The sequence below is a fragment of the Brachybacterium sp. UMB0905 genome (assembly GCF_002871795.1).
In the GTDB taxonomy this organism is placed as follows: Bacteria; Actinomycetota; Actinomycetes; order Actinomycetales; family Dermabacteraceae; genus Brachybacterium.
Genome location: NZ_PNHL01000001.1, coordinates 96837 through 119580, shown reverse-complemented (window position 1 = coordinate 119580; position 22744 = coordinate 96837). Strand labels below are relative to the sequence as shown.

Here is a 22744-nt window from a genome sequence, read left to right as displayed (position 1 = left end):
TCACCAGCCGGCCGGGGTGCCCCCGTGCGGCGTCTGCTCACGGTACACGGTCAGCGGGTGCTCGCCGCAGGGACGTCGGCGTGCGCAGGGCGAGCACGAGCGCGAGCCACACCGCGGTGCCGCCACCGATCAGCGCCGTCATGGCATCCACGGCCGCGAGCTGCTGGCTGGGATCATCCAGGTCCAGCGGCAGGCCGAGCCCGATGAACCGCACGACGCCGAGCCCCAGCGCGGCGAGCCCGACAAGGCCCATGAGCACGGTCACGGCGACCTCGAGGACGGTGGTGCGGTCCCGTCCGATGAGCCGCCGTCGGGCCGGGGCGGAGCCGCCCCGGCGCAGGCGCGCACGGGTCACCAGCCCATCCATAGCGAGAGCGAGGAACGTCCAGGCGGCGGCGACGGTGATCGCGCCGATCACGTCACTGGGCCGATGCCAGCCCAGCACGAGGGTGCCGATCCCGGCGGCGAGCGTCCACGCAGCCCCGAGCGGCGCGAGCAGGATCCGGACCCGCCCAGCGGCGAGGACCAGCGCGATCATGGCTGTCGCCGCGAGAGTGGTGTGCCCGGAGGGGAAGGAGTTCGGGGTCACCTCGATGCCCGGGGCGAGGGCCTCGCGGGTGACCACGAGGTGCTTGAGCACCTGGGTGGTGAGGTTCGCACCGAGCACCGCGACACCGAGCGGCAGCAGCAGGGCGGTGCGCCGCCGGATCAGCACCAGCAGCGCCGTGAGCCCCAGCAGCGCGGCGATGACGGGCAGACTCACGGTCTGCACCGCCGCCGGTGCCACCTGCGACAGCAGCCCGTCGTGCTGTGCAGCGCCGGAGAGGATCAGCTGGTCCAGCCGCTGTCCGCTCGGGGTGCCGACCGCGAGACGGGCCAGGGCCATCACGGCGGCGGCGCACAGAACAGCGGCCAGCAGGGACAGCAGCGGCCGGGCGAGGCTCGGGATGCGCGCGGTGGGGCGGGCCGACGGATGCCCGGCGGCCTCGCTCACAGGGTCACCATGCCGGTGATCAGCAGCTCGCGGATCTGGGGCAGAAGCTGGGCCTGGGCGGCGTCCGCATCGGCGTCGGTCAGCGCGCACACCGCTCCGATCACCTGCCCCAGGGTGAGGGTGCCGTCCAGGGCGCCGACGGTCGCGGCGAGCAGCTGGTCCGCGGGAACGGTGCGGGCGAACCCCGCGCCCTGCACCAGCTCGATGAGCATCGGATCGAACTGCCCGGGAGTGAGGTGGCGGCGCTCGACGACGTCCTCGGCGCGAATGAGGCGGGAGGCCAGCAGCTCCTCATCGCTCAGCGTCGCAAGGCGGGCGATCATGTCCTGCCCGGCAGCGAGGTGGGTGGCGAGCGTGCCGCTGCCGGTGCCGGGCACGACCTCGGTGCGCAGCACGCCACGGCGCGCGGGGGCGGGGCGAGCGCCGGAACGGGCGGTGGGCTGGGCCGCGGACGGGGTAGGGGACTGGGAGTCCTCGGGCCGGTGGAGCAGCAGGTAACCGAAGCCGATGCGCGTCACGTTCCGGGCGGCGAAGTCCTCGAGCCAGGCGGTGATCAGCTCCGCCCAGCGCGGGTCGCGGTCGGTGATGCCACCGTCGCGCGCCCAGGTCTCCGCGTACTGGGCAGGGTCCTCGCTCTCGCGCTGGATCACCCACGCATCCACCCCGTCGGCGAGGGCGTGCTGCAGCCAGGCGGTGGGGTGGGCGAAGGGGTCTTCGACGTCGGTGATCTCCCAGTTGCCGAGCATGACGGCGCGCCCGCCGGGGGCCAGGTGGCCGGGCAGGTCCTGCAGCAGCTCGGCCAGCAGCGTGTCCCCGGCGCGGCCGCCATCGCGGTAGGTCCAGCCCCCGGAGGCGTCCTCATCGGCTGTGCGCGGGGTGATGACGAACGGGGGATTGGAGACGATGAGGTCGAAGCGCTCCCCGGCCACGGGCTCGAGCAGCGAGCCGCGCCGCAGGTCGAGGTCGATGCCGTTCAGTGCCGCGGTGAAGGCCGCGTCGGCGAGGGCCCGCTCGGAGAGGTCGGTGGCGGTGACGTGCTCGGCGTGCCGGGAGGCGTGCAGCGCCTGGATGCCGCCGCCGCAGCCCAGATCCAGCACCCGGCCGGTGGGCGTGCGCGGGGTGAGGCGGGCGAGGGTCAGGGAGGCGCCGCCCACGCCGAGCACATGCTCGGGGTGCAGTGCCGCGCCGGTGGCGAGCTCGGAGAGATCCGAGGCGATCCACCAGGTGATCTCCCCGGCATCATCCGTGGCGGAGTAGGGGGAGAGGTCCAGCAGGGGGTGGACGAGCAGGTTCCCGTCGGCCCCGGGAATGGGGCTGGTGCACGTAGACCCTGTGCCCTCCGAGATCGGGCCGAGGCACACGAGCCCGAGCTGCGCGGCGCCGTCGACGCTGAGCTGGGGCAGGGCGGCCTCGACCGCGGGGCGGGGGAGGGCGACCCCGAGGGTGAAGAGCTGCGCGAGCACCGCCGCAGGATCGGTGCTGGTGGCGAGGATCCGCCGGGCGGGCACGGGGTTCTCCCGGCGCAGCGCTCCGAGCGCCACCTCGCCCAGCAGCTCTTCGATCCGTCCGCTCGTGAAACGCGCGGCGGTGAGGTCCGCCCGCAGGGCTGTGATCAGCGCGGGCAGCACGCGTGGGGGAGCGGGAGGCGTGTGGGTGGGCATGGCTACGATTGTGCCCCAGCCGACCGGGCCCGATTGGGTGGCCTGGCAGGGGAGATGTGCAGGCTCTGTGGGAGTCTGCGCGGGATGGAGGGCCATGCGCGCTGGTGTAGCACGCGACCTCCTGACCGAGCTCTCGGCTCCGCTCACGCGTCGCGGCTGCCTCACCCATATCGAGGAGCGGCCCCGGCGGGCGGGCCGGCAGGGCAGCTTCCCCGAGTGGACCGATCCGCGGCTGGTGGAGGCGCTTGCCGGGCGGGGGATCACCGCCCCGTGGATCCACCAGGAGCAGGCGGCCCGCCTCGCCCACGATGGGCAGGACGTTGTCATCGCGACCGCCACCGCCTCCGGGAAGTCGCTTGGTTACCAGCTGCCGGCCCTGACCGCGATCGGGGCGCGGGAGCTGGACATCCGGGCGCCGCGCGCCACCGCCCTGTACCTCGCGCCCACCAAGGCGCTGGCCGCCGACCAGCTGACGAACCTTCAGGCCCTCGCCGATCAGGCGGGGCTGCGGGATGTGCGCGCGGCCGTGTACGACGGCGATACCCCCACCGAGCAGCGGCGCTGGATCCGCCGCCACGGCACCTTCGTGCTCACCAACCCGGACATGCTGCATTTCGGGATCCTGCCCGGGCATGAGCAGTGGGCGCATTTCCTGCGCGCCCTGCGGTACATCGTGGTCGATGAGTGCCACACGTATCGCGGCGTGTTCGGCAGTCATGTGGCGATGGTGCTGCGGCGCCTGCGGAGGGTGGCGGCGCACTATCGGGCCGAGCCCACGGTCGTGCTGGCCTCGGCGACCACCGCGAACCCGGAGATCTCCGCGAGCAGGCTGATCGGCCGGGACGTCGTCGCCGTGACCGAGGATGGATCCCCGCGGGCCGGGCTCACCATCGGCCTGTGGGAACCGGGCACTGTGGCGCGCGTGGACGGTCGCGGGGACCCCGCGGCCTGGGAAGAACCCGATGGGGACGGGGGCGCCCCAGCTGTGGATGCGGATGCCCCGGCTGGGGACGAGGAGGCCCCGGCCCGACGTGAGGACCCCGTGCGCCGCGCGGCGACCACCGAGGCGGCGGGCCTGCTCGCAGACCTCGTGCAGCGGGATGTGCAGACTCTCGTGTTCACCCGCTCCCGCCGCGGCGCCGAGCTCGTGGCCTCCGGAGCGCGGCGCCTGCTGGAGCAGAAGGCGCAGCAGACCGACGGGCCGGGCCTCGTGGAGCGGGCCAGCCGGATCGCCGCCTACCGCGGCGGCTACCTGGCGCGGGAACGCCGGGCCCTTGAAGATTCGCTGCGCTCGGGGGAGCTGCGGGCCCTCGCCTCCACCAATGCGCTCGAGCTCGGCATCGACATCGCGGGTCTGGACGCGGTGGTCGTGGCCGGCTGGCCTGGTACGCGGGCGTCGCTGTGGCAGCAGTTCGGCCGCGCCGGGCGCTCCCAGGAAGCCGATGCCGGGGCGCTCGCACTGTTCGTCGCACGAGAGGACCCACTGGACACGTACGTCGTCCATCACCCGGAGTCGCTGTTCGGCGTCGAGGTGGAGGCCGCCGTGTTCGATCCCGCGAACCCGTACGTCATGACCCCGCACCTGTGCGCGGCCGCCTCGGAGCTCGCTATTCGCGATGGGGAGGAGGAGATCTTCGGGCCCACCGCGCGGGAACTGCTGACGACGCTCGCGCGGCGCGGGGTGCTGCGGGCTCGCGCGAGCGGCTGGTACTGGACGCTCAGCGAATCCGCGCATGACCTCACCGATCTGCGCGGCAGTGGTGGCGAGCCGGTGCGGATCGTCGAGCAGGCCACCGGCAGCCTGCTGGGCACTGTCGATGCGGCGAGCGCCCACACGCAGGTTCACGACGGCGCGGTGTATATCCATCAGGGCCGCAGCTTCGTGGTGGACCACCTGGATGTGGACCAGGCCGTCGCCTTCGTGCACCGCGAGGACCCCCTGCACTCCACGCATCCGCAGTCCGCCTCGACCCTGCGGATCCGCCAGGTGGAGCGGGAGGCGCCCTGGAAGGACGGGGTGCGCCTGTGCTTTGGGACCGTGGAGGTCACCGACCAGGTCACCGGCTACCAGGTGCGCGACGTGTACACGCAGGCGGTCCTGGCCCAGCATCCCCTGGACCTGCCGCCGCGCACTCTCACCACCAAGGCCGTGTGGTGGACGCTGCCGCGCGAGCTCACCGAGGGAGCGGGGATCGATGCGGAGGAGCTGCCCGGGGCGCTGCACGCCGCCGAGCATGCCGCGATCTCGATGCTGCCGCTGCTGGCCACATGCGACCGCTGGGACATCGGCGGACTCTCCGCCGCGCATCACGAGGACACCGAGGCACCGACGATCTTCGTGTACGACGGGGCACCCGGCGGCGCGGGCTTCGCTGAACGCGGGGCCGACGACGCCGCCGCGTGGGTGCGCGCTACGGCCGACATGATCGCCGCCTGCCCCTGCGCCGCCGGCTGCCCCGCCTGCGTGGTCTCCCCGAAATGCGGCAACGGCAATGAGCCGCTGTCCAAGCCGGGCGCTGCGACACTGCTCGGGCTGCTGCGTCAGGAGTGAGGGGTGCGGGGCTCGCTGGCAGCAGCTTCTCGCGCTCGTCCCCGCCGCCGCGGCGGCGCACAACCGTACGCAGGCTCCTTGCGGTGCATCACAAGCAGGGCCTCGCCGCGATCTCACGGCAGCTCCTCCGGTCCGGGTCCGGCGCGGGCGCGGGCGCTCGCCGGGGGCAGCGGCAGGGAACCTGCCCGGACCTCCACCGTGACGAGCACATCCCAGCCGCGGCGCTCGCAGGACGTGAGGCGTGCATCGTTGCGCTGTGCGACCTCCGCGGCGACCGCGCAGGGATGTGCGTTCGCGGCGGCGAGCGCATCTGCTCCGGCGAGGGCCGCGAGGTCTGCGGCGGTGCCCGCTTGCTCCTGGGCGAGCAGTCCGCCGCCCAGCAGCGCCATCGCCCCCACCATCACGCTCGCGGTCCCCGTCCAGGCGAGGACCGATGCGGCTCCGGTGCTCATGGGCCACCTCCGGCCTGTGTGTCCGCACCCAGCAGGGTCGGCTCGAGGCGGGCCTCCGCATCGGCGTCGAGCTGCCAGCTGGCCCCCGAGAGAGGTCCTGGCCCGGCCTGCAGGGTGCGGGTGACCTCCACGTGCACCCAGGTGTCAGCGCGCGTGATGCTCACCGCGGTGCCCTGCCCGCCGATCCGCTGCGCGACCGCGACCGCCGCAGCCTCATCCTCCCCACGCGCGAGCTCCCTCGCGGCGCCGCGGGCCGCGGATTCCAGGCGCACCTGGGTAGCAAGGCCCGCCCCGGCCAGGATCAGCACCACCACCATCGTCACCACCACGGGCAGCACGATCGCCGTTTCCGCGGTGGCGGAGCCCCGGTCATCCCGCAGGAGGGATGACCGGGCGCACCGCGGCATCACTGCCCCTTGGACAGGGCAGAGGTGATGATGCCCATCAGCAGCTCGCGCACCTCACCGGAGGCCAGCAGTGCCACCAGCACGGCGGCGAAACCGCAGGCTGCGAGCACCGTGATGGCGTACTCAGCGGTGGAGGCGCCGGTCTGGTCGTGCAGCACGCGGTGCACAGCCCGGCGCATCCGGATCATCGTGAGGGTCATGGTCATCTCTCCTTCGGGGTAAGGACGGCAGGTGCCGTCCGGTGGCGCAGCACCCACACGGAAGCGCTGCAGGGGTACCGGGAGGACGGGTGTCCGCCCGGGGTGGCAGCCGCAGCTGCCGCACGCCGCCTGCGTCGGCGGCGCATCCGGAGCGAGCTCCGGGAGTCAGGGGACGGCGGCGCCGGGGGAGAGCGTGCCGCCGAGCAGGGAGATCACGGTCGGGATGATCCCGAGCGCCACGAACGCCGGCAGGAGCGTCAGCCCTGTCGGCAGCACCAGCCGCACCGCCAGCTGCGCGGCGCGCACCTCCGCGTCCCGGGCCCGGCCCCGCCGACCATCCCGGGCGGCCGAGCGCAGCACCCTCGAGAGGTCCGCGCCGGTGCCCTCGGCGAGCACGGCGCTGCGTCCTAGGGCGGCCAGCTGCGTCGGGAGCGCACGCGCGGCACGTTCGGCACCCAGTCCGGAATGGAGTCCGGAGGCGAAACGCTCCAGCGCCTCACGGTCTGCGCTGGTCGGCAGCGCCTGGGCCACCGCTTGCGCGGCGCTCGCAAGCGGCAGCCCGGCCTCGAGCGCGCCCGCCACGAGCTCCAGCAGCACCGATCCGTCGAGCCCCACGGGCGCGGGCGGGTCCGCCGCGCGAAGCATCCGATGCATCCACCACCAGCCGGCGACAGTCAGAGCCAGGCCTACGGCGCCCAGCAGGTGCCCACCGGGCGTGCTGAGCAGCAGGTGCAGAGGATCCCCGCCCAGCAGCGCCCCGAGCGCAAGCCCGCCAAGCGGCAGCACCAGCAGGATCCGGGCCGTGGACCGCGGACCGGCGAACGCGCTGCGCCGCGCCAGGGCCGCGTCATGCAGATCCCGCAGTGCCTCGGCGAGATGCTCGAGCATCACCGCGGTGGGTGCCCCGGTGCGCTCACACACCGCGAGCGCCGTCCCGAGCGAGCGCACCATCGCCGTGGCGTGCAACCGCCCAGCCCCGGGCCGTCGCGGATCCGCCCCGGCAGCCCCGGCCCGAGCCAGATCCGCGAGGTCCCCCGGGGGCGCGGAGCGGCCCACTGCCGCCCAGGCCTGCCGGATCGTGGAGCCGGAGGCGAGGACCGTGGCCAGCTGCTCCACCGCCCGCGCCACCTCGAGCGGACCTGCCCGATGCCGCCGCCCCGCCCCCGAGACCTGCGGCCCCGGGGCGTGGCGGCTCGGTGGGGCGAGCACCCACAGCAGCATCAGCAGCGCCGCGATCAGCAGAACTGTCATGCCACGGCCCTCCGATGCCCCGCCGAGGGCCCCGTGACGGGGGTTGGGGCATGCAGCCACCGCGAGAGATCCCCCGCGGCGGGTCCTTCCAGCAGAGCGCCCCCGCGCACCTCGAGAGCGGTGCGCGCGTGCAGCGTCCCATCGGCCACGCGGACCAGCAGGGCGATCTCCTGCACCGCGCGGACCCCGGCCTCGCGCCCCAGGTGGATCACGACCTTGAGGGCGCTGGCCACCTGCGCGGCCAGCGCCTGCCGGTCCAGTCCGCCGAGCGCTCCCAGTGCTTCCAGGCGTGCCGGAACATCTGCGGCGGTGTTCGCATGCACGGTGCCGCAGCCGCCCTCATGTCCGGTGTTCAGCGCCTGCAGCAGCTCCCGGATCTCCCCGCCACGGCATTCGCCCAGCACGATCCGGTCCGGGCGCATCCGCAGGCTCTGCCGCACGAGCGTGGCGAGTTCCACCGCGCCGACGCCCTCGCTGTTGGCGTGCCGTGACTGCAGATGCACCACATGCGGATGTTCCACCTGCAGCTCGAGCACATCCTCGACCACGACGATCCGCTCAGCGGGCGTCACCTCCCGCAGCATCGCCGCCAGCAGCGTGGACTTCCCCGTCCCTGTGCCGCCGGTGACCAGGAACGGGATCCGTGCGGCGACCACCTGCTCGAGCACCGCGCGCAGCGTCGGGCTGATCGCCCCCAGGCGCACCAGATCCCCCAGGTCCAGGCGCTGCCGCCCCGGCACCCGCAGGGAGAGGATCGCCCCGCCCGGGGACAGTGGCGGCAGCACCGCGTGGAAACGGATCCCGGAGGGCAGGTGCGCATCGGCCCACGGCACCGCATCATCCAGGCGCCGACCCCCAGCGGTCGCGAGCCGCACCGCCAGGTCCCGCGCCGCCTCCGCATCCAGGCGTAGCTCGGTGCGGTGCAGCCCGCTGGAATCGTCGACCCATACCGTGCCGTCATCGTTGACCAGCAGATCGGTGACCTCCGGGCCGAGCAGCCCCTGCAAGGGGCCGAGCCCGTCGACGTGATCGCGCAGCCGCGCGGTCAGCTCAAGCACCGCCGCGGCCCCGAGCACCCGTCCCTGCTCGCGCAGCACCCGCACCACGCGCGGCACATCCACCACCCCCGGGTGGCGCACCAGATCCTCCCGCACGACCTCCACCAGATCGGTGAGGTCCTCCTCGCCCGCTGCCGGGCTCATGCCGGGATCTCCTCAGCCAGGGCATCCAGCAGCTCCCGAGCCGCCCGATCCGCGCCGCGGCGACGTACATCCAGCAGCGGCACCACCGCCGGGGAGAAATCCCGAAAGCTCGCCGCAAGCGGCAGCGCGAGATCCTCGGCGACATCGCGGGCATCCAGCGGGCCGCGCCGCCGCACCACCAGGTGCGCGAGCCCCACCGGCAGAGCCCAGTCGCGCAGCCGCCGGGCGGCCGCCCGCACCGCATGGTCATCGGCTCGGCTCACCAGCAGCAGCGCATCCAGATGCTCGTGCGCGCTGGGCACGAGCTCCGGCGCGAGATCCACCACCACGGTGCCATCGAGCGCTGCCAGAGCTGACAGCGCCCGCGGTAGCATCACGTCCTGCGCGCCGGGGCCATCGCCCGCCCCGAGCAGCCGCACCTCGTCAATGACCGGCAGGTTCTCCCGCAGCGCCGCCCCGTCCTCCGGGCCCAGCGTCTCGATCTCCGCCCACGTGGCACCCTCCCCGTCGGGCGCCTCCACCAACAGATCCAGGCCCCCGCCGCGCGGATCAGCGTCCACCAGCGTGACGGTGCCGTGCCGGCGTGCCGCCCCCGCGAGCCGCGCCGCGAACGATGAGGCGCCCGCACCACCACAGCCGGCGACGACACCGAGCATGAGCGCCCGGCTGCGCGGCCGCGTGAGGTCCGCCAGCAGGGACAGCAGCTGTTCGGACTCCGCGGGCAGACGCAGCACCGCGAGTGCCCCGAGGGCGAGCGCTGCGCTCCACGTTGAGGACGCGACCTCTTCCTGCGCGGTGACGATGAGCACCGGGGTGCGTGGCGGCAGGGGAGCAGTCAGCGGCAGCGCGCTCGCCGCGACGACCAGGAGTGCACACCCCGAGAGATCGGATTCTGGCGCGAGCTGCGCTCCCGCCGCGGAGACGTGGTCACGGATCTGCGCGGCAAGCGGCCCGTCGGCCCCGATGCATGCCACCCGTGCCGCACTGTGCGCGGTGCGGTCTCGCCCGGTGGGGAATACCGACGGGGGCCGCGTGGGAGCGGAGCCGGTGCGCGAGGTTGCGCGCAGCAGCCCCAGGCGCGGTGCGCTGCCCGATCGTGCCGTGCTGTCCGGTCCCGCGGTGCCGACCGGGGCGGTTTCGCTGTCACGTGCAGGGCCGGCGCCGCGGCGGCTCGTCTTCGCCTGATGCGTCGTGATGGTGCTGGTCATGGCGCCAGCGTGACGAGATCACGGCGGGCGCACCAGGGAGGGGGTGCCGATTGTGGATGAACCCCCGTTGTGGAGGAAAGGTCGCGGGACCCAAGTCCTTGCCACCCCCTCCAGGAAGGCGTAGTGTGATCTGCACAACGACGAAGTACCCCATCGGAACCCACGTACGACTGGTCCCCGCAACGGACCGGCTGTGAGCCGCCGAAAGCGGCACCGCAGCCAGATCACGTGTACGCCTGATCCCGATGACCAGGTCTCGTCGGGGAGCGGCGCCGCGATTCATCGCGACGCCGCTCTTTCGTGTGCGCACCTCGTGCGGCGGTGATGACCAGGGGGCGTGCGGCACCCCGACAGCTCTGCCGCCCCGTGCCCTACAGCTTCAGAGCGCGCTACAGCTCCAGAGCGCGCTACAGCTTCAGCGCGCCTTACAGCTCCAGGTCCACCACCACGGGCGCATGATCGGATGCGCCCTTGCCCTTGCGCTCCTCCCGGTCGATGAACGTGCCGCGCACCGCTTGCTGCACCGTGGGCGAGCCCAGCACGAAATCGATCCGCATCCCCTCCCTCTTCGGGAAGCGCAGCGCCTGGTAATCCCAGTACGTGTACACCCCGGGCCCCGGATGCTCAGGCCGCACCACATCGGCGTACCCCGCCTCCACGACGGCCCGGAACGCCGCCCGCTCCGGCTCGGACACGTGGGTCTTGCCCTCGAAGAACTCCATCGACCACACGTCCTCATCCTGCGGCGCCACATTGAAGTCCCCCACCAGCGCCACCCGGGCCGACGGATCCTCCGCGAGCTCCCGCGCCCCCTCCGCGCGTAGCGCCTCCAGCCAGCGCAGCTTGTACGGGTAGTGCGGATGCTCCAGCTCCCTGCCATTGGGCACATACAGCGACCAGACCCGCAGGCCATCACCCACAACCCCGGACAGCGCCCGCGCCTCGATGACACCGCTGTCATCCTCCGGCCACGTCGGCGCCCCCGGCAGCTCGCGTCGCACATCCGTAAGCCCCACCCGGGAGATCAGCCCCACGCCGTTCCACTGATTGAGCCCGTGCACCGCCACCTCATAGCCCGCCGCCTCGAACGGGGCCAGATCCAGCTGCTGGGGCTTCGCCTTGATCTCCTGCAGCGCCAGCACGTCCACCTCATGCCGGTCCAGGAAACCGATGACGCGGTCCATACGGGCTCGCAGGGAATTGATGTTCCAGGTCGCAATGCGCATGAGCTCGATCCTACGGGCCCGGTGCAGCGCCCATCGGACCCCGCCCGGATAGTGCCGGTCGTATGCTTCGGCCATGGCACGCGCGCTGGTCACCGGCTCCACCTCCGGGCTGGGGCTCGAATTCGCCTGGCAGCTCGCCGGCACCGGGCATGATCTCGTGTTGGTCTCGCGGGATGACGCGCGACTGCGGGCCGTCGCCGAGCAGATCCGTGACGTCCACGACGTCACCATCGAGGTGCTGAGCGCCGATCTCTCGGATCGCGAGCAGCTCGACCGCGTCGCCACCCGCCTCACCGACCCCGTGGACCGTGTGGACCTGCTGGTCAACAACGCCGGCTACGGGCTGCGCGGCGGCTTCCTCGAGATCGGCATCGAGGACCACGAAGCCCAGATGGACACCCTCATGCGAGCCGTCCTGGTGCTCTCCCACGCCGCCGCCCGCACCATGGTCCAGCGCCGCTGTGGCGCCATCCTCAACGTCTCCTCCCTGGCCGGCTACACCACCGCCGGGCCCTACGCCGCCTCCAAGAGCTGGGTCACCGTGTTCACCGAATCTCTCGCCATGGAGCTGAAGGGCACCGGCGTCACCGCCACCGCGCTGCTGCCCGGCTTCGTGCAGACCGAATTCCATGAGCGGGCGAGCATGAACATGGAGGGCCTGCCGCGCGTGACCTGGCTGAAAGCCCCCTATGTGGTGGAGCAGGCGCTCAAGGACACCGCCAAGGGGGCGGTGCTGTCGATCCCGTCGGTCAAGTACCGCACCGCAGGCGAGGTCTCCCGCATCGCCCCGCGTCCCCTCGTGCGGGCCCTCACCTCCCCGAACTGGTACCGACGCCTCCAGGCCCGCACGGTGCACCGCTCCCGCCGCCGCGCCTCCCGTCGAGAGCTGAACGCCCCCTGGCAGCGCGAGGACGAGCCGGACGCCTGAGTCGCTGCATTACCCTGGCGACCATGTCGAATGCCCCCGCCTCGCAGACCCTCTCCTCCGATGCCGCCCGGGAGCGGCTGCGCGAGCTGATCCGTGATCTCGCCGTGGTGCGCGGCCACGTCATCCTCTCCTCCGGCCAGGAAGCGGATCACTACGTGGATCTGCGCCGCATCACCCTCCACCACGAGGCCGCCCCGCTGGTCGGCCGCGTCATGCTGGACCTGTTCGACCGCGAAGGGCTCCTGGACGGGGTTCAGGCCGTGGGTGGGCTGACCCTCGGCGCCGACCCCGTGGCCACCTCGATCCTGCACGCCTCCGCCGCTGATCCGCGCACCACCGGGCTTGACGCCTTCGTGGTGCGCAAGGCCGCGAAGGCCCACGGCCTGCAGCGTCGGATCGAAGGGCCCGACGTCACCGGTCGACGCGTGATCGCCGTGGAGGACACCTCGACCACCGGCGGCAGCGTGCTCACCGCCTGCGAGGCGCTCACCGAGGCCGGGGCCGATATCGCCGCGGTCGCCGTGATCGTCCATCGCTCGGATGCCTCCCGTGAGGCCGTCGAGCAGGCGGGCTACCGCTACCTCGCCGCCTACGACATCAGCGAACTGGAGATCTGACCAGCGCGCCTCGGCGCGGCGCCTACCCTCAGACCTGATCCACGGAGCTCAGACCTGATCCACGGAGAAGGTGTCGCACGCCTTGACCGTGCCCTCCTCATAGCCGGTGGTGAACCAGTGGCGGCGCTGCTCGGAGGAGCCGTGCGTCCACGTATCTGGGCGCACTTCCCCACCGGAGACCTCACCCTGGATGTGGTCATCGCCCACCGCGCTCGCCGCCGACAGCGCCGAGTCGATGTCTTCCTTCGTCAGCGGCTGCAGCATCGCCTGCCCCTGATCATCCGTGGTGGAGGTGGCGTGATATGCCCACACGCCCGCGTAGCAGTCCGCTTGCAGCTCCAGCCGCACCCCATCGGACTGCTCACCGGTGGCCTCCCGGTCGATTCTCTGCATCGTCCCGGCCCGGTACTGGATGTGGTGCCCGTACTCGTGGGCGACGACGTACATCTTCGCCAACTGCCCACCATCGGCACCCAGCTGACCGCTCAGAGCATCGAAGAACGTGACATCCACGTAGATGGTCTGGTCGGCCGGGCAGTAGAAGGGGCCGACGTCCGAGGTGGCGCCGCCGCAGCCGGTCTGCACGCCCTGCTCGAAGATGACCCCCGAGGGGTAGTCGAAGTCGATGCCCGCCTCCGGGGCGAGGCTCTCCCACAGCGAATCCGCGGACTCGATCGTGGCCTGCACCAGGCAGTCGTCGTGCTCATTCGCATCGGCGCCGGTCTGGCAGTGCTCCAGGCCCTCACCCTCCTGCGCCTGCGGGGCCGGAGCCGGCTGCGGCCCGCCACCCAGCAGATCCAGCGGATTGCCGCCCAGCAGCGTGAAGATGAGGATGACCACCAGCAGCACGCAGCCGCCGGCGCCGCCGATCTTCAGGCCACCGCCACCGGGCAGGCCCCCACCGCGCGGACGGAAACCGCCCCCGCCACCGGAAGCTGAGACGTTGTCGGAGCGGATCTCCGCGTTCGGGTTGAAGGTCATGCGCACAGGGTAGACCGCGGGCGTGTCCCAGGTCACCGATGCGACCGGGAGGACGGGGCGGGTGGTAGCGTCCCGATGCCGCAGCGCCCCGCCGCGGCGCAAGGGAGAGAACATGAACATCGTCGACTGGGCCGTGCAGATCATGGGTGACCTCGGGCCGCTCGGGGTGTTCCTGCTGATCCTGCTGGAGAACGTGTTCCCGCCGATCCCCTCCGAGGTGGTGCTGCCGCTCGCGGGCGTGGACGCCGGGCGCGGCGGCAGCTCCTTCGTGCTGATGCTGCTCGCGTCCGTGGCCGGCAGCGTGGCAGGGGCGTGGCTGCTGTACGGGATCGGCCGGGCGCTCGGGCCCGAGCGGCTGCGGCGCCTGGTGATCCGTCTGCCGCTGATCCACGTCGAGGACTACGACTCCTCGGTGCAGTTCATGGAGCGGCACGGCAGCAAGGCGATCTTCTTCGGCCGCATGGTGCCCGGGGTGCGCTCGCTGATCTCCATCCCCGCGGGGCTGTATGCCATGCCGATCGGGATGTTCACGCTGCTCACGGCGCTCGGCAGCGCCATCTGGAACACCCTGTTCATCACCCTCGGGTTCTTCCTCGGGGACAACTGGACGGCGATCGAGCCGTGGACGAACATCATCTCCACGGTCGTGTACGTGCTGCTGGGGATCGCGATCATCTGGTTCATCGTCAAGCTGGTGCTGCGCGACCGGCGGCGTCGCGCACAGGGGCTGCCCGACCCGGATGCGGAGCACATGGACGAGCTCGAGCGGAGGCAGGAGTGAGCAGCGCGGCAGCGGGCCGCAAAGAGCGCGCGGGCCGGGAGACGAGTGCGGACCGGGAGACGAGCGCAGGCCGGGAGGTCGGCGTCGGCCCCCATCCCGAGCCCTGGCCGGACGACCCCCGCCTGGACCCCGAGCTGCTCGCCCACGGCGACCGCCGCAACGTCCAGGACCACTACCGGTACTGGCGACGCGAGGCGATCATCGCCGAGCTCGACACCCGTCGGCACCCCCTGCACGTCGCGATCGAGAATCTTGAGCACGACGCGAACATCGGCTCCATCGTCCGCACCGCCAACGCCATGAACGTCGGCGCCTTCCACATCATCGGACGCCGCCGCTGGAACCGCCGCGGCGCCATGGTCACCGACCGCTACCAGCACGAGATCCACCACCCCGACGCCGCGCACTTCCTGGCCTGGGCGCGCGAGCAGGGCAGGCCCGTTGTCGCGCTCGACATCGTGCCCGGCGCACAGCCCATCGAACACACCACCCTGCCGCGCGACGCCGTGCTCGTGGTGGGGCAGGAAGGCCCCGGACTCAGCCCCGAGATCCTCGACGCCGCGGACCTCACCGTCGGCATCACCCAGTTCGGCTCCACCCGCTCCATCAACGTCGCGGCCGCCGCAGCGATCGCCCTGCACACCTGGGTGGTGCAGCACGCGGACATCCCGGAGGGCCCGCTGGCCTGAGTGCGGACGCCCTCGTCGTCCGCACCAACGAGCCGGGAGCAACGGCTCGATCAATCCCCACTGGGCGTCGGACAACATGCCTTGCCAGCTCATCCGCCCACCGACACACCAAGGACCACCACAAGGTTAGAAGACACGCCCCTAGCGCACCGCTGGGCCAGGACCTCAGGCAGGGGTGCAGCGGTCGCCGATGTGGGAGGATGGTGGAGGATGATCGACCCCGACGACGGTGCCTCACCGAGTAGTCGGTGCGGTGCGCGTGACACGGGTCGCCCCTGACCGTTTTTCCACGAAGGAGACACGCCCGATGGCTGTTGTGAACCCGGACCAGTACAACGAGATGATCGACCGCGCGAAGGCCGGCAAGTTCGCCTACCCCGCGGTGAACGTCTCGAGCTCCCAGACCGCGATCGCGGCGCTGCGCGGCTTCGCCGAGGCGAACTCCGACGGCATCATCCAGGTGTCCTTCGGCGGCGCCGAGTACCTCTCCGGCTCCACCGTCAAGGACCGCGTGGCCGGCTCCCTGGCCCTGGCCGAGTTCGTCCACGCCGTGGCGAAGAACTACCCGATCAACGTGGCGCTGCACACCGACCACTGCGCCAAGGAGGTCCTGCCCACCTGGGTGGAGCCCCTGATCGAGTGGGACCTCGAGAACCGCGTGAAGAAGGGCCTGGACCCGATCTTCCAGTCGCACATGTGGGACGGCTCCGCCGTGCCTGTCGATGAGAACCTCGAGATCGCCGAGCGTCTGCTCGAGAAGTCCGTCGAGGCCAAGAAGATCCTCGAGATCGAGGTCGGCGTCGTGGGCGGCGAGGAGGACGGCGTCAAGGCCGACGTCTCCAACGACAAGCTCTTCTCCACCGTCGAGGACGGCATGAAGACCGCCGAGAAGCTCGGCCTGGGCGAGCGCGGCCGGTACCTGACCGCCCTCACCTTCGGCAACGTGCACGGCGTCTACAAGCCCGGCAACGTCAAGCTCACCCCCTCGATCCTGCTGGACATCCAGAAGGCCGTCGGGGAGAAGTACGGCAAGGACATGCCGTTCGACCTCGTGATGCACGGCGGCTCCGGCTCCACCCTCGAGGAGATCCGCGAGGCTGTGGACAACGGCGTCATCAAGATGAACATCGACACCGACACCCAGTACGCCTTCACCCGCCCCGTGGTCTCGCACATGTTCGAGAACTACGACGGCGTGCTCAAGGTCGACGGCGAGGTGGGCAACAAGAAGGCCTACGACCCGCGCGCCTGGGGCAAGAAGGCCGAGGCCGGCATGGCCGCTCGCGTGGTCGAGGCCTGTGAGAACCTCCGCTCCGCCGGCAGCCACCAGGGCTGACCCGAGCGCACGGCGCCGGGGCCTGAGCTGGCCGTGACCTGAGAAGCCCGCGCGCCTGAGCGCACCGGAAGCGCCTGTTCGCACGAAGCGCCCGTCCTGCCTGTGCAGGGCGGGCGCTTCTGCGTGCGCAGACCCGGCCCAAATGCGCAAATGTCGGATCCGGTGGCATGTTCGTGCCGGGCATGCCACCGGATCTGACATTTGCAGGGTGTGGCCGCTGCGGGGTGGGGCGGCAGAGCAGGTCCGCGGGCCGCGGGGCGGAGTAGGCCCGCGGGCCGCGGGGTGGGCGGTAGGCGGCGCTGCGGGGTGGGGCGGTGGCCGGGCGGAAGGGGCAGGCCCGCCGTCGGCAGGGGCCGCGGCTCAAGCAGCTCGGCGCTGGGCCCGTGCGCTCACGTTGCGACCCGACGCACCTCGGCGCCGAGCGGCGTGCTCTCGGGCACGCACCGCTCCCGGGGTCAGCGCCCCGTCGGCCCAGCGACTGCGCGCGGGGACGTTCCCGCCCCGGGCGAGCATGGTGCGGCGCAGCGCATCCAGGAAACGCTCGGGCTGCGCGAGGTCCCCGGCGTTGAGCCTGCGAAAGGCCCAGCCCACCGACTCCAGGGAGTCTTGTCGGGCGTGGTCCTCGCGCCACACGTCCTGCTCACGGTGCCAATCGCCGTCATACTCGATCGCGACCTGTAGATCCTCAAAGGCCAGGTCCAGCCGGCGCGGCCGGCCGGTGTCCGGGTCCGTGACCGGCAGGTTGATCGTCGGCTCTGGGAACCCGGCCCGAGTCAGCAGCAGACGGGTGCGCGTCTCACCGGGGGACTCGACGCCCTCCCGCGCATCATCCAGCGCCGTGAGGAGCCGACGGCCACCCCGGCGCCCCAGGTACGGCTCCAGGCGATCGCGCAACTCTTCTCGCGTGAGATGCCCGAATGGTGTCGTCGGCCCCAGCACATGGTCCAGCGCGATCACCACATCCTCGTGCGGCAGCAGCAGCGCGAGCTCGAGCAGCATCTGGCCGGGGGCGGGGATGCGCAGCCCGTCTCGGGTGCGAGACATGTGATCCAGCGTCCGGTGCACCGTGACCCGAGGACCGGCTGAGGTATTCGCCCCTGGGGCAACAGTGCAGTGCAGGTGAGGGATGCACAGGTCCGGGGCATCCGCAGGCGTGGAGCGCGCGAGGTCGGCGTCGCTCCCGCGCAGTGCTGCTGGACCGGGGGACCGGAACAGCGTGGTGCGCTCATGCCCGGCGCTCCACGTGGTGCGTAGAAGGGAGATGCCGCCGTCGGTATGCCAGGGCAAGGGAATCCCGTAGAGCGCAGCGGCCGTCGTGTGACTGATGACTGCACCGGGGATGACCTGTTCCTGCAGGACGCGGCAGACGTCCTCGAGGTGCGCGGGGGATACGTGGGGCGTGTGGAAACCGGGAAAGATGCGCACGAATGACGTGGTCAGGCGCCGACTGGAGATTCCCATCGCGATCCAGCGCTCTCGGTGCAGGAGCGCTCCGTGGAGAATTGGAGTACGGCGCATGCCCGGATAGTGCCGGACGCGGCGCACACCGTGCAGCGGGCACAGGCGAGGTGTGGATGACGGGCCGTTGTGGAGGAGAGGTCGTGGGGTTCACGCCGCCGCGCATGCCAGATGCCGCTGCAAATGTGAGGTGCCGCCGCGCATGCCAGATGCCGCTGCAAATGTGAGGTGCCGTGGCATGTTCGGCACCGGCATGCCTCGGGATCTCACATTTGCGGAATAGGGCCGACGAGACGGGGCAGGGGGCCGACGGGGCTGGGCTGGGCGGGTCAGCGCCCGGGCGTCAGTAGCGGTGGCCCTGGGCGCGGCCCATGACGTGCTTGAGCGCAGGCAGCACGTCGGCCAGGAAGATGCCGGCGATGATGATCCCGGCCAGCATGAACAGCATCGACCCGCCGCGACCCACGGGGTAGGGCAGCGACAAAAAGCCCAGCAGCACGGCCACGCCGGTGAGGATTCCCCAGAAGGTCTTGGTGCGCTTGCCTGCGGCGATATAGGCGTCGGGCCGGAAGCGCAGCGCGTTGATCAGCGCCCAGATCTCCACGGCCAGCAGCGCGAGGGACAGCACGACGAAGATCCACATCTGGATGAGGGCGATCATCGGGCCAGGATACGGAACCGAGCTGGACGCCCGACGCTGCGCCGCGCCCCGCCGCCTCGGCACTGCCGCCGCGCTCCGACTCCCGCTCAGCCGCGCCCCGACGCCGCGCCCCGGCACCCCGCTCAGCTGTGGCGGCTGGGGTCGGAGCGGTCGGTGATCAGCAGCTCGATCGCCTCGGTGGTCGCGGGCGGTTCGAGCGCGCGCATCTCCTGGGTCAGCGGTCGCGGCCCGATCGCATCGCCGTCGGCCGCGACCACGAGGCTGGGCAGGAAGCGCTTGGCCTCCGCCGCGGTGAGCCCCGTGGCCTGCAGCAGGTCGATCGCGAGCGAGCGCAGCTGGATCGTGAGCGTCACGCCTTCGAAGTGGCCGGCCCGACCGGGACGCAGCCCCTCGTCGTTGCGCAGCAGCATCTCCGGCGTGAGGTAGGAGCTGAACAGCCGCAGCCGGCGCCGTGCCTCGGTGAAGTCCACGTCCCGGTGGGACACGGCGTTGCTGAGCTCGGTGACGGCATCGCGGGCCGCGAGCAGCGCATCGGCCAGGGTGGAGTGTGCATCCCCGCCCACGGCCTCGAGGAACTCCACCTCGCGCCGGGCGATCATCCGCATGTTCCGCATCGCCCGGTCAGAGCCGATCAGCAGGTGCGCCAGGCGCCCCACATCATCGGCATGCCGCAGCCCGGAGGGGGAGAAGGTCGCCATCTCGTTGGCGACGTCGTTGGCGAGCTTCCACTGGTCGGTGTATTTCTGGGAGACGTTGCGCAGCGCCCGCAGCGCCGCCCGCGCCACCGCGTTCTCGCCGCTGCGGGCGGCGAGAGCGAGGGAGGCCAGGCAGTCCTCGAGCTCTCGGTAGAACGCCTTCGCGGCGCGGGACTGCAGACGCCGCGGATCCCCGGACAGCAGCAGGTGCACGATGATCGCCACGCTCACCCCGGTCAGCGCATCCAGCACCCGCCCCCCGGGCGTCATCTCGGGCGTGACCGGCATGATCATCACCAGCAGCGACTGGATGGAGACCTGGAAGCCGAACAGCACCGAGGAGTCGATGAACCGCGCGAGCATCCCCGCGACGAGAATGGTGACGAGGATCTGCCAGGTCCCGGAGCCGATGAGGCCGCGCGCCAGCTCGCCCAGCAGCACCCCCACCATCACCCCGAAGGCCATGTCCACGACCTTGCGCATCTTCTTCTCGATGCCGAAGCCGATGATGATGAACGCGACGATCGAGGAGAAGAACGGGTGCTCGTGGCCCCACACGAGCCCGGAGACGAAGTAGGCGAGCGCCGCAGCGAGCGCCGCCCGGAGCACGGTCAGCGCATCATTGCGACCGCGCCCCAGCCCGTCCCAGAACCAGGTGCGCACCGCGGCGCGGGCCCGGTCCGGCAGCGGGATCGGGGCGGTCACGGTGGGGGTGGGGCCGGTCGACGTGCCGCCGGTGGCCGACGTGGCGCTGCCGCCGGTGGGCGGTGACCCCGCGGGCGTCGAGCCCGTGGGCGTCGATCCCGTGGAGGTGGAGTCTGCGGGAGGCGCTCCGTCCGGGGATGATGCATCGGCTGACGCGCCCGCTGGCGTCGGGATCGGGTCGGTGGGTGTGGGGCTGCTCATGGTGTCACCGGGTCCTCGAGCCGCATCTGCAGCAGATCCTCCAGGCGGAAGGTGTCTCCGTCCCGCGCCCCGCGTCCCACCACGAGCGGGGCGGGGCTCGGCTCCGGATCGGCGCCGCGCAGACGATTCAGCAGCCCGCCGTCCACTCGCATCACGTAGTACCGGCCCTCGGCATCCACCGCGAGAGTGCGATCGTGCTTGAGGTACCAGCCGTGCAGGGAGGTGCGGATGGTGCCGGAGCCACGGAAGGGTCGAGCGCGCAGCGGCCGAGCCGGGATCCCGGCGGCCTCGAACTGCGCAGCAGCCTCGCGGATCATCGCCGTGGCCTGCTCATGCTCCTGCTCGCGTGCGGCCTTGAGTGCCTGCTCCTTGGCGGCGAACACCTCATGGCGCTTGCGGGTCCACTCCTCGCCCTCGCTCATCATCACTCCATCATCCCAGGCGCACGGCGGAAGGGAAGAGAGCGCGGGAGAAGGAGAAGTGAGAGAAAGGGGGAGAGGGATAGAAGGGGGAGCGGGCGAAAGGGGAGCGGAGGAAGCGCCCGACGGGGGCCGTGCACTCGGACGCCTGCCCACCGCGGATGCTCCGAATGCTTTCCACCGTGGATGCTCCGCATGCTGCGTGCTCAGAGCCGCGCGGTGGTGGGCCGCTTGCCGTGGTCGCGCGGCAGCACGATCGGCTCCTGCGCGGCATCGACGAACGCTACCCGTCCGTCCCCACGGGCCGTGCTGACCCCGCCTGCTCCGTCAGTCCCGTCTGCGTCGTCGCTCTCCGCGCCCTCGAGGGCGACGCTCACGCTGAGCGGCACGTCCACGGGCACCGCCCGCTTGACCACGGCCAGCGCGATCGGCCCGAGGTCCGCGTGGATCGCCGAGCTCGTGACGGTGCCGACGACCTTCCCGTCGGCCCCTCCCATGCGCACCGTGGAACCGGCCGGCACCGGCACATCCTGCGAGCCGTCCAGGTGCAGCATCACCAGGCGGCGCGGCGGCTGCCCCAGGTTCATGACCTTCGCGACGGTCTCCTGGCCGCGGTAGCAGCCCTTGGCGGTGTGCACGGTCCGACGCAGCAGATCCAGCTCATGCGGGATGCTGCGCTCATCGACCTCGCGGGCGAAGCGGGCCCGATGCGCCGCGATCCGCAGCGCCTCCCACGACCCCATCCCGGCCAGCAGCTCACCGGTCCACGGCAGCGCCGCCAGTGCGTCAGCATCCAGCACGGTCAGCACCTGCGGGGCGACGTCCTCGGGGTCGGGCCCGTAGGCCACCCCGCCGGGCGCGACCTCCGGCCACGGCTCGGACCACACCGCCACCGGCTCCGGCAGCGCGAGGGCTGCGTCTCCGGACGTCGCCTTCGCCACCGACGCCCCCGACGGCCCGGCGAGCACCTCGTCGGCAGGCCGCACCGCGCCCAGCACCCGCAGGTCATCGCGATCGGTCAGCTCCACGCGGGCCGCGAAGCGCATCATCTCCAGGTAGCGGCGCAGGCCCGCGCGCGCCCCCGCATCGGTGATCAGCAGCAGCGACTCCTCGCCGGTCACCACCACGGCGGCCAGGTGCTCCACGCGCCCCTGCGGGCTCAGCACCGCCAGCGACGCGGAGGAGCCGACGGGCCGATCGGTGAGCACCTGGGACGTCGTGGTGGTGATCCAGCTGCGCGCATCGGCGCCGCGCACCTCCAGCAGCTCCAGCTGCGCGAGATCCACGACGGCGCGGCCGGCCAGCAGGCGGCGCTGCTCGCGCAGCGGCGCACCGTAGTGCACGGGGACGGCCGCATCCGGGCCCTCGCCGAGCACAGCACCGCTCATGACGAGGGGACGATGGGGGTTCTCAGGCACGGTCGAGCTCCACAGAGAGGTAGGGGGCGAGCTCCCCGTCGGCGCCGGGGCGTTCCCACAGCCACATCAGCCGCCCGGAGATGTACCCGATCATGCGGGTGCCCGCGATGGCGCCGCGCTCACCGAGCGCGAGCTGGATGCGGGGGCCGCGGGCCTCGCCCTGCCAGATCTCCTCCGCCGCCACGGTCGAGGAATCGGAGCTCTCCCCGCTGCGCTGCAGCTGCGCGCTGAGCGCATACGAGAGCTGGCTGGCCGCGGAACCGGGCTTGGCTGCACGTGCGGCCTGCTCATCCTGGCCGGGCAGCAGATCGCCGACGCGCAGCACGCCGGACTCCCGGTGCAGCAGACTGCGCTCACCGGTGCCGCCGGCGGGGGAGTGGGAGCGGGCGAAAGCGCTGTCGGGCGGCAGCGGGGCTGGCGCATCCACGCGATAGGTGCGGCAGGACCAGGCCAGCGTGCCGTCCTCCTGCGGGGTGCACGTGAGCTGCTGCTCGATGCGCACGGAGGCATCGTCACCGTCGTGCAGGGCACCGATGCCCTCCCAGCTGCCGACCAGCCAGGCCAGGGGGTACAGCGACGGTGGGAGCGAGGTGTCCAGCGTGATGGGCATGGACGGAACCCCCGGCTCAGTTGTTGAACAGGCGGGCGATCACCAGGGCGGCGAACGCGAGCGTGGCCACGCCGACGAGGACGACTAGGGTGA

The 22744-nt window shown here is 72.0% G+C and carries 22 protein-coding genes; 6 read left to right on the top strand and 16 right to left on the bottom strand.

Going from position 1 to position 22744, the window contains the following annotated elements; all coding sequences use genetic code 11:
• Window positions 1-37 precede the first annotated feature (37 nt).
• The gene (locus CJ197_RS00590; protein ID WP_233190562.1) at window positions 38-994 is read right to left on the bottom strand and encodes a phosphatase PAP2 family protein; all 957 of its coding nucleotides are present in this window, start codon (window positions 992-994) and stop codon (window positions 38-40) included.
• Window positions 991-2655: a methyltransferase gene (locus CJ197_RS00585; protein ID WP_102234828.1), complete on the bottom strand. Its 1665-nt coding sequence runs from the start codon at window positions 2653-2655 to the stop codon at window positions 991-993. The genes CJ197_RS00590 and CJ197_RS00585 overlap by 4 nt, the downstream gene beginning before the upstream one ends.
• A gap of 94 nt (window positions 2656-2749) precedes the next feature.
• On the opposite strand from CJ197_RS00585, the gene CJ197_RS00580 reads away from it, so the two are divergent.
• Window positions 2750-5206: a DEAD/DEAH box helicase gene (locus tag CJ197_RS00580; protein ID WP_102234827.1), complete on the top strand. Its 2457-nt coding sequence runs from the start codon at window positions 2750-2752 to the stop codon at window positions 5204-5206.
• A gap of 113 nt (window positions 5207-5319) precedes the next feature.
• On the opposite strand, the gene CJ197_RS00575 is transcribed toward CJ197_RS00580, so the two are convergent.
• From CJ197_RS00575 to CJ197_RS00545, 7 genes are all read right to left on the bottom strand, one after another.
• Complete coding sequence (locus CJ197_RS00575; RefSeq protein WP_102234826.1) at window positions 5320-5658, bottom strand: Rv3654c family TadE-like protein; 339 nt, start codon at window positions 5656-5658, stop codon at window positions 5320-5322.
• The gene (locus tag CJ197_RS00570) at window positions 5655-6065 is read right to left on the bottom strand and encodes a TadE family type IV pilus minor pilin (RefSeq protein ID WP_102234825.1); all 411 of its coding nucleotides are present in this window, start codon (window positions 6063-6065) and stop codon (window positions 5655-5657) included. The genes CJ197_RS00575 and CJ197_RS00570 overlap by 4 nt, the downstream gene beginning before the upstream one ends.
• Window positions 6065-6271, bottom strand: a complete 207-nt coding sequence (locus CJ197_RS00565; RefSeq protein ID WP_233190561.1) for a DUF4244 domain-containing protein — start codon at window positions 6269-6271, stop codon at window positions 6065-6067. The genes CJ197_RS00570 and CJ197_RS00565 overlap by 1 nt, the downstream gene beginning before the upstream one ends.
• 159 nt (window positions 6272-6430) lie before the next feature.
• Window positions 6431-7516, bottom strand: coding sequence for a type II secretion system F family protein (locus CJ197_RS00560; RefSeq protein WP_102234824.1), 1086 nt, complete (start codon window positions 7514-7516; stop codon window positions 6431-6433).
• Complete coding sequence (locus CJ197_RS00555) at window positions 7513-8718, bottom strand: TadA family conjugal transfer-associated ATPase (RefSeq protein WP_102234823.1); 1206 nt, start codon at window positions 8716-8718, stop codon at window positions 7513-7515. The genes CJ197_RS00560 and CJ197_RS00555 overlap by 4 nt, the downstream gene beginning before the upstream one ends.
• Complete coding sequence (locus CJ197_RS00550; RefSeq protein ID WP_102234822.1) at window positions 8715-9926, bottom strand: hypothetical protein; 1212 nt, start codon at window positions 9924-9926, stop codon at window positions 8715-8717. Before CJ197_RS00550 ends, CJ197_RS00555 begins: the two co-directional genes overlap by 4 nt.
• A 425-nt stretch (window positions 9927-10351) precedes the next feature.
• Complete coding sequence (locus CJ197_RS00545; protein WP_102234821.1) at window positions 10352-11152, bottom strand: exodeoxyribonuclease III; 801 nt, start codon at window positions 11150-11152, stop codon at window positions 10352-10354.
• Between the two features lie 73 nt (window positions 11153-11225).
• Between CJ197_RS00545 and CJ197_RS00540 the strand changes: the two genes are divergently transcribed.
• Together CJ197_RS00540 and CJ197_RS00535 are read left to right on the top strand one after the other, a co-directional pair.
• Window positions 11226-12080: an SDR family oxidoreductase gene (locus tag CJ197_RS00540; protein ID WP_102234820.1), complete on the top strand. Its 855-nt coding sequence runs from the start codon at window positions 11226-11228 to the stop codon at window positions 12078-12080.
• 23 nt (window positions 12081-12103) lie between these two features.
• Window positions 12104-12697 (top strand): orotate phosphoribosyltransferase, encoded by a 594-nt coding sequence (locus tag CJ197_RS00535; protein ID WP_102234819.1) that lies wholly within the window; start codon window positions 12104-12106, stop codon window positions 12695-12697.
• 48 nt (window positions 12698-12745) lie between these two features.
• Here the strand turns inward: CJ197_RS00535 and CJ197_RS00530 are convergent, their stop codons facing one another.
• Complete coding sequence (locus CJ197_RS00530; RefSeq protein WP_102234989.1) at window positions 12746-13678, bottom strand: neutral zinc metallopeptidase; 933 nt, start codon at window positions 13676-13678, stop codon at window positions 12746-12748.
• 112 nt (window positions 13679-13790) lie between these two features.
• Between CJ197_RS00530 and CJ197_RS00525 the strand changes: the two genes are divergently transcribed.
• From CJ197_RS00525 to fbaA, 3 genes are all read left to right on the top strand, one after another.
• A complete protein-coding gene (locus tag CJ197_RS00525) occupies window positions 13791-14459 on the top strand; it encodes a DedA family protein (protein WP_102234818.1) in 669 nt (222 codons plus the stop codon).
• Complete coding sequence (locus tag CJ197_RS00520) at window positions 14456-15148, top strand: TrmH family RNA methyltransferase (RefSeq protein ID WP_102234817.1); 693 nt, start codon at window positions 14456-14458, stop codon at window positions 15146-15148. Before CJ197_RS00525 ends, CJ197_RS00520 begins: the two co-directional genes overlap by 4 nt.
• 307 nt (window positions 15149-15455) lie before the next feature.
• Complete coding sequence (gene fbaA / locus CJ197_RS00510; RefSeq protein WP_102234816.1) at window positions 15456-16484, top strand: class II fructose-bisphosphate aldolase; 1029 nt, start codon at window positions 15456-15458, stop codon at window positions 16482-16484.
• Window positions 16485-16844: 360 nt separating this feature from the next.
• On the opposite strand, the gene CJ197_RS14815 is transcribed toward fbaA, so the two are convergent.
• The 6 genes from CJ197_RS14815 to CJ197_RS00480 form a co-directional block, all read right to left on the bottom strand.
• Window positions 16845-17528 (bottom strand): hypothetical protein, encoded by a 684-nt coding sequence (locus CJ197_RS14815; RefSeq protein WP_146007674.1) that lies wholly within the window; start codon window positions 17526-17528, stop codon window positions 16845-16847.
• A gap of 757 nt (window positions 17529-18285) precedes the next feature.
• The gene (locus CJ197_RS00500) at window positions 18286-18603 is read right to left on the bottom strand and encodes a DUF2516 family protein (RefSeq protein WP_102234814.1); all 318 of its coding nucleotides are present in this window, start codon (window positions 18601-18603) and stop codon (window positions 18286-18288) included.
• A gap of 122 nt (window positions 18604-18725) precedes the next feature.
• Complete coding sequence (locus CJ197_RS00495; RefSeq protein WP_233190560.1) at window positions 18726-20204, bottom strand: aromatic acid exporter family protein; 1479 nt, start codon at window positions 20202-20204, stop codon at window positions 18726-18728.
• Window positions 20201-20626 carry a hypothetical protein gene (locus tag CJ197_RS00490; RefSeq protein WP_233190559.1) on the bottom strand — a complete coding sequence of 142 codons (426 nt, stop codon included), beginning with the start codon at window positions 20624-20626 and terminating at the stop codon, window positions 20201-20203. The genes CJ197_RS00495 and CJ197_RS00490 overlap by 4 nt, the downstream gene beginning before the upstream one ends.
• A gap of 203 nt (window positions 20627-20829) precedes the next feature.
• Window positions 20830-22041: a folate-binding protein YgfZ gene (locus CJ197_RS00485; RefSeq protein ID WP_233190558.1), complete on the bottom strand. Its 1212-nt coding sequence runs from the start codon at window positions 22039-22041 to the stop codon at window positions 20830-20832.
• Window positions 22034-22651 (bottom strand): FABP family protein, encoded by a 618-nt coding sequence (locus CJ197_RS00480; RefSeq protein WP_102234812.1) that lies wholly within the window; start codon window positions 22649-22651, stop codon window positions 22034-22036. The genes CJ197_RS00485 and CJ197_RS00480 overlap by 8 nt, the downstream gene beginning before the upstream one ends.
• Window positions 22652-22744: the final 93 nt, after the last annotated feature.

What these genes read in the sequence shown, in the direction of transcription:
- CJ197_RS00585 (WP_102234828.1), bottom strand. Translation starts at nt 2,655, where the DNA reads ATGCCCACCCACACGCCTCCCGCTCCCCCACGCGTGCTGCCCGCGCTG.
- CJ197_RS00580 (WP_102234827.1), top strand. Translation starts at nt 2,750, where the DNA reads ATGCGCGCTGGTGTAGCACGCGACCTCCTGACCGAGCTCTCGGCTCCG.
- CJ197_RS00575 (WP_102234826.1), bottom strand. Translation starts at nt 5,658, where the DNA reads ATGAGCACCGGAGCCGCATCGGTCCTCGCCTGGACGGGGACCGCGAGC.
- CJ197_RS00570 (WP_102234825.1), bottom strand. Translation starts at nt 6,065, where the DNA reads ATGCCGCGGTGCGCCCGGTCATCCCTCCTGCGGGATGACCGGGGCTCC.
- CJ197_RS00565 (WP_233190561.1), bottom strand. Translation starts at nt 6,271, where the DNA reads ATGACCATGACCCTCACGATGATCCGGATGCGCCGGGCTGTGCACCGC.
- CJ197_RS00560 (WP_102234824.1), bottom strand. Translation starts at nt 7,516, where the DNA reads ATGACAGTTCTGCTGATCGCGGCGCTGCTGATGCTGCTGTGGGTGCTC.
- CJ197_RS00555 (WP_102234823.1), bottom strand. Translation starts at nt 8,718, where the DNA reads ATGAGCCCGGCAGCGGGCGAGGAGGACCTCACCGATCTGGTGGAGGTC.
- CJ197_RS00550 (WP_102234822.1), bottom strand. Translation starts at nt 9,926, where the DNA reads ATGACCAGCACCATCACGACGCATCAGGCGAAGACGAGCCGCCGCGGC.
- CJ197_RS00545 (WP_102234821.1), bottom strand. Translation starts at nt 11,152, where the DNA reads ATGCGCATTGCGACCTGGAACATCAATTCCCTGCGAGCCCGTATGGAC.
- CJ197_RS00540 (WP_102234820.1), top strand. Translation starts at nt 11,226, where the DNA reads ATGGCACGCGCGCTGGTCACCGGCTCCACCTCCGGGCTGGGGCTCGAA.
- CJ197_RS00535 (WP_102234819.1), top strand. Translation starts at nt 12,104, where the DNA reads ATGTCGAATGCCCCCGCCTCGCAGACCCTCTCCTCCGATGCCGCCCGG.
- CJ197_RS00530 (WP_102234989.1), bottom strand. Translation starts at nt 13,678, where the DNA reads ATGACCTTCAACCCGAACGCGGAGATCCGCTCCGACAACGTCTCAGCT.
- CJ197_RS00525 (WP_102234818.1), top strand. Translation starts at nt 13,791, where the DNA reads ATGAACATCGTCGACTGGGCCGTGCAGATCATGGGTGACCTCGGGCCG.
- fbaA (WP_102234816.1), top strand. Translation starts at nt 15,456, where the DNA reads ATGGCTGTTGTGAACCCGGACCAGTACAACGAGATGATCGACCGCGCG.
- CJ197_RS14815 (WP_146007674.1), bottom strand. Translation starts at nt 17,528, where the DNA reads ATGTCTCGCACCCGAGACGGGCTGCGCATCCCCGCCCCCGGCCAGATG.
- CJ197_RS00500 (WP_102234814.1), bottom strand. Translation starts at nt 18,603, where the DNA reads ATGATCGCCCTCATCCAGATGTGGATCTTCGTCGTGCTGTCCCTCGCG.
- CJ197_RS00495 (WP_233190560.1), bottom strand. Translation starts at nt 20,204, where the DNA reads ATGAGCAGCCCCACACCCACCGACCCGATCCCGACGCCAGCGGGCGCG.
- CJ197_RS00490 (WP_233190559.1), bottom strand. Translation starts at nt 20,626, where the DNA reads ATGAGCGAGGGCGAGGAGTGGACCCGCAAGCGCCATGAGGTGTTCGCC.
- CJ197_RS00480 (WP_102234812.1), bottom strand. Translation starts at nt 22,651, where the DNA reads ATGCCCATCACGCTGGACACCTCGCTCCCACCGTCGCTGTACCCCCTG.